This is a genomic window from Brevundimonas alba, from assembly GCF_011927945.1.
Classification (GTDB): domain Bacteria; phylum Pseudomonadota; class Alphaproteobacteria; order Caulobacterales; family Caulobacteraceae; genus Brevundimonas; species Brevundimonas alba.
The window spans coordinates 1821455-1833354 of sequence record NZ_JAATJM010000001.1 but is presented as its reverse complement, the minus strand read 5'-3'; the positions used below and the strand labels follow the sequence as shown (position 1 = coordinate 1833354).

The following is an 11900-nucleotide window of genomic DNA, read 5'->3' as shown; positions in this document are numbered from 1 at the left end:
GCGTGTCGCGCGCACTTCCACCGCGCCCGCCGTCAAGCTAGGGAATAATTCGAGTGGCGTTCGGGGGATACGCGTGATCATCGGCATCGATCTGGGCACGACCAACAGCGCGGTCGGCATTTTTCGCGACGGCAAGGCCGAGCTGATCCCGAACAGCCTCGGCCACGTCCTGACGCCGTCGGCTGTCAGCTTTGACGAAAGCTCGGGCGAGCTGATGGTCGGCCTCGCCGCGCGCGAACGGCAGTCCACCCACCCCGAGCTCACCGCCACCGCCTTCAAACGCTACATGGGGTCCAGCCGGATCACGAAGCTGGGCAAGCGCAGCTTCACGGCCGAGGAGCTCTCCGCCCTCGTCCTCGCCCGCCTCAAGGCCGATGCCGAGGCCTTTCTCGGAGAGCCGGTGACCGAAGCCGTGATCACCGTGCCGGCCTATTTCAACGACAAGCAGCGCAAGGCCACGCGCCGCGCCGGCGAACTGGCGGGCCTGAAGGTCGAGCGGCTTCTGAACGAGCCGACCGCCGCCGCCCTCGCCTACGGCATTCATGAGCTCGGCGACGCCAGTCGGTTCCTCGTCTTCGACCTGGGCGGCGGCACCTTCGACGTCTCGGTGCTGGAGATCTTCGAGGGCATCATCGAGGTCCGCTCCTCCACCGGCGACAACCGTCTGGGCGGCGAGGACTTCAACGACGTGCTCTCCGAGGAATTCCGCCGCACCGCCGGCAAGGACGTCTCCGACAAGGATCGCTCCGATCCCCTCCTGCGCGAGCGCATCCGCGCTGCCGCCGAGCGCGCCCGCCGCACCCTCAGCGAGCACCCGTCTGCGACCATGTCCGTGATCTGGAAGGACAAGGCCCTCGAGCGGCAGGTCACCACCGAAGACTTCGAAGTTCTCTGTCAGGGGCTCCTGACCCGCCTTCGCGATCCGGTGCTCCGCTCCCTGCGCGACGCAAACCTCCGCGCCGAAGACCTGTCCGAGATTATCCTCGTCGGCGGCTCGACCCGGATGCCTATCGTGCGCCGCGCCATCACCCGGATGTTCGGCCGCTTCCCGGCCAACGCCGTTAATCCCGACGAAGCCGTCGCCGTCGGCGCGGCGGTCCAGGCCGGCCTGAAGGCGCGCGACGTCGCGCTGAAGGAAGTCGTCATGACCGACGTCTGCCCCTACAGCCTAGGGGTCGGCGCCAGCGAGACGGACGCGGCGGGTCGATCGATCGGCATCGCCTTCTCCCCGATCATCGAACGCAACACCGTCATTCCGGCCAGCCGGGTCCAGTACTATCAGAACGCCTCGGCCAACCAGCGGATCGTCGACATTCCGATCTACCAGGGCGAGTCGCGCAACGTCGCCGACAACATCCTTCTCGGAAAGATCGAGGTGCCGATCCCGCCCGGCCCCGCCGGCAGCGTCCACATCGAAATTCGCTTCAGCTACGACATCAACGGCCTGCTTGAAGTCGACGTCCACATTCCCAAGACCGGCGAGAAGCGGGAACTCGTCGTCGCCGACGAGGCCGTCATGGCCGACGCCGATTTCGAGAAGCGACGCCTCGCGCTCGCGGCCCTCAAGCAGCACCCCCGCGACGCCGACGCCAACAAGGCCGCCATGGCCCGCGCCAACCGCTGCTACGAGGAATCGCTCGGCGACCAGCGCGCCTTCATCGCCGATCAGATCCGCGAATTCGAGATCGTCCTCGACCGGCAGGACCCGCGCGACATCGAACACGCCCGCGCCCAGCTCACGCAGGTTCTTGACCGCTTCGAGGGCGAGACCTGGCTGTGAGCCGATCCATCTGGACCACGCTCGGCATTTCTCCGACCAACGACACGGATGAGGTCCGCCGCGCCTACGCCCGCCGGCTGAAAGAGGTTCACCCCGAGGACGATCCGGAGGGGTTTCAGGCCTTGCGGGCCGCCTACGATCAGGCGTCGAACATGGCCCGGAACAAATGGGCCGTGCCAGAGACCCGTCCTGGGGGCGAGGACGACGAAGCCTTCGATGACGATGACGACTGGCCGGACGAGGTCGCAAACTGGCGGCCGGCGGCGGCAAACCACGCCTCACGCGGCTGGGCCCCGCCGCCCGAGGACCGATGGGCGCGCGCCACTCCCGAGCAACAGGCCGCGGCCGAAGCCGAACTGCCCGACGACATCCGCGCCGAACTGGCCCGCGAGCGCGACTTGGCCGAGGCTCATCAAGGCCTCTGTGACGCCCTGACCAAACTGATCGCCAACCTGGACGGCGACCGGCACGAGGCCCTTGCGGCCATGATCCGCGTCTTCCGCTCACCGGCCATGGACTCGCTGACCACCCACGCCCGGACCGAGCAATGGCTCGCGCACGTCATCAGCTTCGGCGGTCCCGTGGTCGACGATATGGTCGAACCCGCGATCCAATTCTTCGGCTGGGACTCCACCCGCGTCGGTGTCGATCTCCGCCACGCAGAGCCTGTGCTGCGCCGGCGCGAGGCCGGCCTCACCCTGCGCCGCCTCGAGCGCAGCTCCCATCCTGACCACGATGTCTGGAAGGCCCTGACGTCCGAACCGACACGGATCGATCGCATCCGTCAGCGCCTGACGCCCAAGTTCGCCGGCCGCGTGAACGACATGCTCCAGCGCTTCCAGTACGAGCACCCGGACATGATGGCGCGGATGAACCCCGCGTCCGAGGCGCATTGGCGGGCGTGGCTGGAGAGGCCCGGCCTTGGACCGATCTTCCTGTGGACCCTGATGATCGGCCCGGGCCTCGCCGCGCTGATGCTGAACGCGACGGGCGACTTCGGCCCACCTTCCCCGCTGACCTTCTTCGCCTTCTGGACCGTGATCGGGTCGGCCCTCTTCGCACTCGGCGTGGGATATCTCCACGGCATCACCCGTCCGCGGCTGGCGTGGCGCGCGGCCTCGCCTTGGCATCGCCCCCTGTGGCAGCGTTTCGGATGGGCGCCTGCGGCCCTGGCCCTGCTGGTCATCGCGGGCGCAGTCCCGCCGGCCTGGTGGGTGGCGCTGCTTCTGCTGCCACTGTCGTTCGTCGTCTGGACATGGGCCCGCATCACCAGCAGCCACGTTCCACCCCCCTACGGCGTCAACAAGGACTGGGGCCGATACGCCGGCCTCGCTCCCATCGCCGGCTATCTGCTTCTGCAGGGCGGCGCTGTGGCTGGACAGGCGGGCACCGCGCTTCTGGTCGCCTTCGTCGGTGCAGCCGCGGCCCTGCAGGTCGGGGCCGAAGCCATCGCCGACGAGTTCGCCCAATGGGACATCTCCCGCCGCCGCCGCGCCGGCGCCACACAGCTCGCGGTCGTTGTCATCGCAGCCCTCGCCGTGGTCGGCAGCGCCGCCTCCGGCTGGGGCATGGGCGCGGCCTGCGGTGTGGTCACAGCGCTTTCGCTGGGCGACCGGGCGATGGCCTGGGGCCGCATTGGTTCGTTTGTCGTGCCTCGCCGGTCGATCATGCTGGCCGGCTGGATCGGGGGGCTCCTCGTCTCCGCCTTCCTGCCCTTTCCCGACCTCGCCGTCCGCACCTTCGTCGGCCTCAGCCTCTGGCTGTTGTTGGCGGCGACCCTCACCGGCGTCGCGAGCGTCCTCGAGGGCCGGTCCGTCCTGCCCGAGCGCTTTCGGCGGAAGAAGAAGGGGCGCACACCCGGCGAACTGGCCTGAGACCGGGTGGCGGACCGCCGCCGCGCGGTCTATAGCCCCCGCCTCATGGCCGCCAAGTCCCCCGGAAGACCTCCCCTCGTCGCGCTCAAGGACGTCCGGCTTCAGGACGGACCGCGCCCTCTGTTCGACGGCGTCGATCTCGCTATCGAGCCGCGTACGCGCGCCGCACTCGTCGGTCGCAACGGCGCCGGCAAGTCTACCCTGATGAAGCTCGTCATGGGTCTGATCGAGGCCGACGCCGGTGACCGGTCGGTACAGGCCGGCACCCGCTTCGCCTATGTTCCGCAGGAGCCGGTCATCACCGGCGAAACCCTGCTCGACTACGCGATCTCCGGCGACGCCCAGCCGTGGACCGCCGAGGCGTGGCTGACCACCTTCGGCCTCGACCCCTCCAAACCGGCCCTGAACCTGTCGGGGGGCGAGATCCGCCGCGCCGCCCTCGCCCGCGCTTTCGCCGAGGAGCCCGACCTGCTCCTCCTCGACGAGCCGACCAACCACCTCGACATCCTCGCCATCGAGCTGCTGGAGAACGAGCTGCTCAGCGCTCGCTTCGCCGTGCTGGTGGTCAGCCACGACCGCGCCTTCCTGAACCGCACCACCCAAGCCGTGCACTGGCTCGAAAACCGCCGCGTGCGCACTCTCAACAAGGGCTTCGCCGCCTTCGACGAATGGGCCGCCAAGGTGATGGAGGAGGAGGCGGAATCCCTGCGCCGCCTGACCAAGCGGATCGAGAGCGAGACCTACACCTTCTACCGCTCGATCACCGCCCAGCGCACCCGCAATGAGGGCCGCGCGCGCGCCCTCCAGGCCATGCGCGCCGACCGGGCCGAACGCGTCCGCGACCTGCCTCGCGAACTGAACCTCGGCGTCGATTCCGGCGCGGCGTCGGGCAAGCTCGTCGCCGATCTGAAGGGCGTGACCAAGGCGTTTGGCGAGCGCACCGTCATCAAGCCCTTCACCACCCGCGTCATCCGCGGCGACCGGCTCGCCATCGTCGGCCCCAACGGCGCCGGCAAGACCACCCTGGTGAAGATCCTCCTCGGCGAACTCCAGCCCGACGGCGGCACGGTGCGGCTCGGCGCCAATCTCGACCCGGTCTATCTCGACCAGTCGCGCGAGGGCCTGCGCAGCGACATGACCCTGTGGGACGCCCTCACCCCCGGTGGCGGCGACTCCATCCTCGTGCGCGGTGTCTCGAAACACGTGGCCGCCTACGCCAAGGACTTCCTTTTCCAGGAAGGTCAGCTTCGCCAGCCGATCTCCACCCTCTCCGGCGGCGAGCGCAACCGCCTGCTTCTCGCCCGCGCCCTGGCCAAGCCCGCCAACATGCTGGTCCTCGACGAGCCGACCAACGACCTCGACATGGACACCCTCGACAAGCTCGAGGAACTGCTCGAGCAGTACGACGGCACCCTGATCCTCGTCAGCCACGACCGCGACTTCGTCGACCGCCTCGCCACTTCGACCGTCGCCATGAACGGCCGCGGAGACATCGTCGAAACGCCCGGCGGCTGGACCGACTTCATCCGCCAGAACCCCGGCTTCCTCCAGCCCGGCGCCAATCCCCGCCCGCAGGACAAGGAGGCCGCCCGTCGCGCCGAGGCGCAGCCTGCTCCCGCTTCCGTCGCGCCGGCCGCTTCGAAGAAACCCGGCAAACTCTCCTTCAAGGACGCCCATCGTCTCAAGGAACTGGAAGGGCTCCTGGAAACCCTCCCCGCCGACATCGCCCGTCACGAGGCGACCCTCGCCGACCCGGACCTCTACAGCCGCGACCGCAAGGCCTTCGACCGCGCCACCGCCAACGCCGACCGCGCCCGCACCCTTCTGGCCGCAGCGGAAGAGGAATGGATGGAACTCGAAGCCAAACGCGAGGCGCTGGCGGGCTGACCTGCCGCATGGCGCACAGGCTTTCGACCGCTAGGATGACGCCATGTCCCTGACGGTTCATCGTCTCCCGCTCACGCCCGCACAAATGGCCGCGGCGCGGCGAGTCAACGCCGCCATGGCCCGGGCTCCGCGCCTGAAAATGGGCGGCTGGCGCCTGGCTCTCGGCATGAAGCTCAACGGCATCGCCAGCGTCACCGCCGGCCGTTTCACGGCGGCGGCGTTGAAACGCCGAGGTGTGACCGTGGCCCTCGAAACCGTCGCCGGACCGGCGGGCCCGCTCCCCCTGCGCCTGCTGCTGCCTGCAGCTCAGCCGCGAGCCTTGGTCGTCGACCTCCATGGCGGCGGCTGGGTGTTCGGCAGCGCCGCCCTCAATGACCGCTTGACCGGGCATCTCGCTGAGGCGGCCCTCGCAGTCGCCTCCGTCGACTACCGTCTGCTCGACGAGACCCGCGGCGTCTGGATGCCCGACGCCCTGGCCGACTGCGTCGCCGCCCTGCGCTGGGCGGTCGGCGAAGGCCGCGCCCGGTTCAACGTCGACCACGTCTTCGTCATTGGCGAGTCCGCCGGGGCGCACCTGGCCGCACTCGCCCTGCAACGGCTGAGGGACGACGGCGCCGCCGACCTACCGCTCCCGATCTTCGTACAGGGCGTTTTCGATCTGGCGGGCACGCCTTCGGTTCACGCCGCAGACGCCGCCACCTTGCTGTTCGACGGCCCAAACCTCGTTCGCGACCTCGGCAAACTGACTCCGGGTCGCGACGAGGCGGCTCGCCGCCAGCCGGACGTCTCGCCGCTTCATGGCGACCTCACCGGCATGCCGCCCGCCTTGTTTGTCATGGGCGAAGCCGACCCTCTTCGCGACGACAGCCTGCTCATGGCCGACCGATGGTCCGCCCATGCCGACACAATGCTGCTCGACGTGCCGCTCGCTCCGCACGGCTTCCAGCACTTCGTCGTCGCCTCCGCCGGCCCGGCCCAAGCCTTCATCCGCCGCTGGATCGACGAAATGCTCGCTGTTCCGCCCGTTTCTGTGGACAACGCAAGCCGCTGATACGGCTAAGCCAATTCTGTCCGCCCACAGATATGCACAGGGTTGTCCACCGGGCTGGGGCGGTTCCGCACAGCCGGCCGAATTCGGGCGCTTGCCGTCTACCGGATTTGGCGCGAACGTCAACAGGCCGAGGGACACGGCGGCGCGGAAATCCGGGGAGACCCGGGGCTCAAAGCGGACCGGCCCGGCTCTCTGACCTGATGCTACCGGGGGGTTTTCGGACCTTAACGAGCGGGGGGCAGGATCAAGGCCCAAAGGACCCTTCGAAGGCTTCGGCCCCAGAAGACCGGAGGGAACCGGATCAGGATCGATGGACGGCGCGGGGCTCGACCTCGTGGAACGCCGGAGACCAGGAGCGCGACAGGATACAGCTGACCATCACCGGGGTTCGCCTCGCTGATGCCGAAGCCAGGGCCCTGAACCTCAATGGCCAAGTCCAACCCGGACTTGGCGAGGGGACGAGGAAAACCGGTTCGCCGGGGATCTTCGTCCCCTCGCTCAATTCCGGCGTCCGGTTCGGGAAAGCAGCCCCGCGGACGCGCCCTTCCCTTCCCTCCGCACGGGCCGTAAACCAAGCCCATGAACCGTCGCGGGAATCGCCCATCGTCGCCTGACCGCCGCGCCCTGATCGCAGGCGCCGGTGCCTTGGCCGCGACCACCGCCCTCGCCGGCTGCGACCGGTCCGAGGCGCCCGTCGACGATGATGGCCGCGTCCGGCTCCGCTTCGCCACCGACTGGCGCGCCCAGGCTGAGCACGGCGGCTTCTACCAGGCGTTGGCGTCCGGCGCCTACGAGAAGCGCGGCCTCAACGTCCAGATCATTCAGGGCGGCCCCGCGGTCAACGTGCCCCAGCTACTGGCGTCCGGCGCGGTCGAGCTCGGCATGGGTTCGAACAGCTTCATCCCGATGAACCTCGTTGCCGAGGGCGCTCCGGTGAAGGCCGTCGCCGCCTTCTTCCAGAAGGATCCGCAGGTTCTGATCGCCCACCCCGACCCGGCGCTGAACTCCATCGCCGATCTGCGCGGCCGCCCCATCCTGCTGGCCGACGCCTCGATCAACGCCTTCTGGGTCTGGCTGAAGTCCAAATACGGCTTCACCGACGATCAGGTCCGCAAATACACCTTCAACCTCGCCCCCTTCCTCGCCGACGAGCGGGCCGTGCAGCAGGGCTATCTGACCAGCGAGCCCTATACGATCGAGAAGGAGGCGGGCTTCACACCCAAGGTCTTCCTCCTCGCCGAGGAGGGCTACCCCTCCTACGCCACCATGGTCCTGGCCCCGACAGCCTTCGCCCGCGACAACGCCCGCGCCCTGCGCAGCTTCATCGCCGCCTCGGCCGAGGGCTGGCGCGACTACATCCAGGGCGACGGCAAGGCCGCCGACGCCCTGATCCGCCGGGACAATCCGGACATGACCCAGGATATCCTTGATCAGGCCCGGGCGAAGTTGAAGGCGAACGGCATCGTCGATGGCGGCGACGCCGCTCTCTACGGCCTCGGCGCCATGACGGCCGAGCGGTGGCGCGCCTTCTTCGAGGTGACCTCTCAGGCCGGTGTCTACCCGACCAGTCTCGACTGGCGTCAGGCCTTCACGACCCAGTACCTGCCCGGCCGTGGCTGACACCACTTCGACCTGCGCGGCGGCGCTGCGGCAGGTCGTGGTTCGCTATCCGGGCCGTCCGCCGATCGGCCCCGTCGACCTTACCGTCGCGCCCGGAGAGATCGTCGCCGTCGTCGGCGCCTCGGGGGCCGGCAAGTCCACCATCCTGCGTCTTCTCGCCGGCCTAGAGGCTACGTCGGACGGCTCGGTCTTTCGCGGCGACGGCCGTGGCCGCACCGGCTTCGTCTTCCAGAACGCGACCTTGATGCCGTGGGCGAATATCCAGTCCAATGTCGCCCTGCCGCTCGAACTCGCGGGCGTGCCTCGCGACGACGCCCGCCGCCGCGCCGCCGAGGCCCTCGCCGCCGTGGGTCTCGGCGACCGTCTCGCCGCCCGCCCCCGCCAGCTCTCCGGCGGCATGGCCATGCGCGCCTCGCTGGCCCGGGCGCTCGTCACCGAACCGGATCTCCTCCTTCTCGATGAGCCCTTCGCCGCCCTCGACAGCGTCACTCGTCGGCGGCTGATCGAGGACCTGCACGCGCTCTGGGCCTCTCGTACCCCTCGTCCCGCCATCGTCTTCGTCACGCATGACGTGGAAGAGGCCGTCTATCTTGCGGAACGGACGGTGGTGCTCGACGCCGCGAGCGGCCGCGTGACAGCTGACCTCCCGTCGCCCGGCGCACTGCCTCGCCCCGACGGCTGGCGTTCGGACCGGAGCTTCCGCGAGGCCGTCGAGCGACTGGCTGACGAACTGGCGCGGTCGATGGCCGCCCCGAGCGGCGCCGGGCCAGAAGGCGTCGCCGCATGACCCGCCTGCTGCCCTCCCTCATCCTGACCGCCCTCCTGCTGGCCGCATGGGAGATCGCCTGCCGCGCCCTGCAACTGCCGGTCTACCTCCTGCCCCCACCCAGCGACGTGGCCGTATCCCTCATCCAGCGCGCCCCGCTGCTGCTCTCCTCCGCCGCCGCCACCTTCTGGATGGCGTTTCAGGCGCTGGTCGTCGCCTTCGTCATCGGCGGCGGGCTCGCCCTCGCCGTGTCGTTGAACCAGACCAGCGAGCGCGCGGTGCGGCCTCTCGCCGTGGCGCTGCAGGTCACGCCCGTGGTCGCCATCGCGCCTCTGGTGCTGATCTGGGCCGGGCTCGACCACGCCGACCGCGCCGTCGTCGCTCTCGCCGCCGCCGTAGCCTTCTTCCCCCTGTTCTCGGGCGTGCTGACGGGCCTCAAGTCCGCTGATCCCGACCTCGAACGCCTGTTCGATCTTTACGGCGCCTCGGCTCTGCAGCGCCTGATCCGCCTGCGCCTGCCGGCCGCCCTGCCCTTCATTCTCGAAGGCCTCAGGGTCGCCGCCGGCCTGTCCGTCATCGGCGCCGTGGTGGCCGAGTTCGTCTCCGGCTCCGGGGCGACACAGGGCCTCGCATGGCGCCTGCTGGAGGCCGGCAACCGCCTGCGCACCGCCGACATGCTCGCCGCCCTCGCCTGTTTGATGATCATGGGTCTGGCGCTGAACGCCGCCGTGGGCGCCGTTGAGGGCGCGGTCCGCCGCCGGCTCGCCTGAACGCCCTCGCCCGTTAGCGGCGGGTTAAGTCCCGGACGGCTACCGTTGGGCTCCAGTCCCCGTGCCCGGAGCCAGCCCTTGCGCCGCGCCTCGACAGTCCTTTCCGCCGCCCTCGCCGCCACAGGCGTGCTGGCGCTCGCCGGCGCCGCATCGGCCCAGGCGGCTCCCTCCCCCGGACAGGCGCAGGGGCTTCGCTATCTGTCGTGGCAAGGCCGCGGCGAGGTGACCGCCCCCGCCGGCCCTGAGACAGGTCAGCCCGTTAGCGGCCGCTCCGGCCTTCGCCGCCCCAACACCGTCATTCCGCACGGCGGCTTCGCGGCCGCTGCTGCGCCCGATCCCGGCCGTCCCGCCGCCGCTCCGGCGCGTCGGACCCTGACCCCCGCCAACGCCTGGCTCCAGCCCCGGTCCGTCGAGCCCGAGGCCGCCCCACCCCCGGCCCCGGGCCCCGCTCCCGTTGCGCCACGCCCGGCTCTGCCCCGCGCGCCCGCTCCCGCCGTCGTTTCCGCGCCCCCGCCTGCGGCTCGACCCGTCCAGCGTCCGGACTATCTCCCCGACCAAGGCGGACGAGGCCAGCCCGCGCCTGCAGAGGCCATCTATCCCGCGACGGAGCCGATGGCATCTGCTCCGGAACTCGCGCCATCCGATCCGATGGCCCCGCGCCGCGACGCCCCGATCTTCCGGATGCAGCAGACGCCCCCGCCGCAGCCGCAAGCCGCGCCGCAGGCCGCCCCGCGCGCCGAAGCGCCCGCCCGGCCCGAAACCGAGCCCCAACCCCGCCGCGTCATGGAGGTCGCCGCCTCTGGCGAGGCCGCCCCCCGCGACGGAGCCCGCTACTACTCCGTTCACCGCCAGAACGGCCGCGAGCCGGACGCCGTCGCCATGCCAGAGCCGACCTATGTCGACGCCCTCGTGGTCACCATGGCCGAGACGCCCGCGACCCAGGATCTCGCCGCCCCCGATCCCGGTCCGACCCTGATCCGGGACCGCAACGGCTCCATGCGGCCCGTGCCCGCCTCGTCCGACGGGGACCACCAGTGAGCGAGGCTTCCGCCCTGTCCCGCCTGCCCGACCTGATCGCCCTCGCCGAAGTGGATTCCAGCGAGAAGCGCCGCACCCTGCTGCGTGAACTGACCGACCACTTCTTCGGCGGCTCGCCGCGCACCGCCACCGAAGACGCGCTCTACGACGCCGTTCTGGTCAAGCTGGCTGCCGACATGGAAACGGCCGTCCGGGCGGAACTGTCCGCCCGTTTCGCCAACGCCCTGGACGCCCCGCACAACCTGATCCGGCGTCTGGCTAATGACGAGGCGGCCGTCGCCGGCGCCGTTCTGGCCGCATCCCCTGTGCTGACAGACGAAGACCTGCTCGGCGTGGTGCGTCGGCATGGTCAGGACCACCTCCGGGCCGTCTCGGCCCGCCCATCGGTGTCCGAAGCGGTCTCCGACGTCATCGTCGAACGTGGCGACGACGAGACCCTCGGCACGCTTCTGCGCAACGACGGCGCCCGTCTCTCGCGGAAGGCCTCGGAAGCCGCCGTCGAGCGCGCCAAGGTCAATCCGGCCCTGCACGAGGCCACGGTCTCCCGCGCCTCCCTGCCCGCCGACCTGCTGAACGACATGTATTTCGTCGTCGAGGCCCGACTGCGAACCCGGATACTCGAACAGAACGCCAGCATGGACCCGGGCCTGCTCGAAAGCGCCCTGGCCGCCGGCCGCGCCCGCATCGCCACTGACGACGGCGCCCTGCCGGCGGACTACACCGAATGCTCGGCCTATGTGGAAGAGCTCCGCGCCGCCGGTCAGCTCACGCCCCAGATGCTGGCGCGCTTCCTGCGCTCCGGCGACGGAGGCGGCGGACGCACGTCCTTCCTGATCGCCCTGGCCCAGCTGGCGGACATCGACTTCCACACCGCCCGCCAGATCGTCGAACGGCGCGAACTCGACGCCCTCGCCGTGGTCTGCAAGGCCGCCGATCTCGATCGCGCCCTGTTCCTGACCTATGCCGTGGTCCTGCTGAACGACGACGGCGACGCCATGGCCAAGGCCCACTCCTACGCCCGCATGTACGCCGAGCTCACCCGCGAAGCGGCGCTCAGGACGCTGCGCTTCTGGCGTATGCGGCGCGGCGCCCAGGCCGCCTGAAACCGGTACCG

The 11900-nt window shown here is 70.2% G+C and carries 9 protein-coding genes; all 9 read left to right on the top strand.

What is annotated here, in order from left to right:
- Positions 1 to 73 precede the first annotated feature (73 nt).
- The 9 genes from GGQ87_RS08920 to GGQ87_RS08880 all read left to right on the top strand — a co-directional run bounded on the left by GGQ87_RS08920 (position 74) and on the right by GGQ87_RS08880 (position 11889).
- Entirely contained in the window at positions 74 to 1780 is a 1707-nt protein-coding gene (locus tag GGQ87_RS08920) for an Hsp70 family protein (protein WP_168046676.1), read from the top strand.
- Entirely contained in the window at positions 1777 to 3654 is a 1878-nt protein-coding gene (locus GGQ87_RS08915) for a hypothetical protein (protein ID WP_168046674.1), read from the top strand. The genes GGQ87_RS08920 and GGQ87_RS08915 overlap by 4 nt, the downstream gene beginning before the upstream one ends.
- A gap of 45 nt (positions 3655 to 3699) precedes the next feature.
- The gene (locus tag GGQ87_RS08910) at positions 3700 to 5541 is read left to right on the top strand and encodes an ABC-F family ATP-binding cassette domain-containing protein (RefSeq protein WP_168046672.1); all 1842 of its coding nucleotides are present in this window, start codon (positions 3700 to 3702) and stop codon (positions 5539 to 5541) included.
- 43 nt (positions 5542 to 5584) lie between these two features.
- Positions 5585 to 6592, top strand: a complete 1008-nt coding sequence (locus GGQ87_RS08905) for an alpha/beta hydrolase fold domain-containing protein (protein ID WP_168046670.1) — start codon at positions 5585 to 5587, stop codon at positions 6590 to 6592.
- Between the two features lie 579 nt (positions 6593 to 7171).
- Positions 7172 to 8212, top strand: a complete 1041-nt coding sequence (locus GGQ87_RS08900) for an ABC transporter substrate-binding protein (RefSeq protein ID WP_168046668.1) — start codon at positions 7172 to 7174, stop codon at positions 8210 to 8212.
- A complete protein-coding gene (locus GGQ87_RS08895) occupies positions 8205 to 8999 on the top strand; it encodes an ATP-binding cassette domain-containing protein (protein ID WP_168046666.1) in 795 nt (264 codons plus the stop codon). The genes GGQ87_RS08900 and GGQ87_RS08895 overlap by 8 nt, the downstream gene beginning before the upstream one ends.
- Complete coding sequence (locus tag GGQ87_RS08890; RefSeq protein WP_168046664.1) at positions 8996 to 9748, top strand: ABC transporter permease; 753 nt, start codon at positions 8996 to 8998, stop codon at positions 9746 to 9748. Before GGQ87_RS08895 ends, GGQ87_RS08890 begins: the two co-directional genes overlap by 4 nt.
- A gap of 78 nt (positions 9749 to 9826) precedes the next feature.
- On the top strand, positions 9827 to 10786 hold the full coding sequence (locus tag GGQ87_RS08885; RefSeq protein ID WP_168046662.1) for a hypothetical protein: 960 nt from the start codon (positions 9827 to 9829) through the stop codon (positions 10784 to 10786).
- Positions 10783 to 11889 carry a DUF2336 domain-containing protein gene (locus GGQ87_RS08880; protein WP_168046660.1) on the top strand — a complete coding sequence of 369 codons (1107 nt, stop codon included), beginning with the start codon at positions 10783 to 10785 and terminating at the stop codon, positions 11887 to 11889. The genes GGQ87_RS08885 and GGQ87_RS08880 overlap by 4 nt, the downstream gene beginning before the upstream one ends.
- Positions 11890 to 11900: the final 11 nt, after the last annotated feature.

Coding starts and splice junctions, on each gene's coding strand:
- GGQ87_RS08900 (WP_168046668.1), top strand. CDS start 7,172: ATGAACCGTCGCGGGAATCGCCCATCGTCGCCTGACCGCCGCGCCCTG.
- GGQ87_RS08910 (WP_168046672.1), top strand. CDS start 3,700: ATGGCCGCCAAGTCCCCCGGAAGACCTCCCCTCGTCGCGCTCAAGGAC.
- GGQ87_RS08905 (WP_168046670.1), top strand. CDS start 5,585: ATGTCCCTGACGGTTCATCGTCTCCCGCTCACGCCCGCACAAATGGCC.
- GGQ87_RS08890 (WP_168046664.1), top strand. CDS start 8,996: ATGACCCGCCTGCTGCCCTCCCTCATCCTGACCGCCCTCCTGCTGGCC.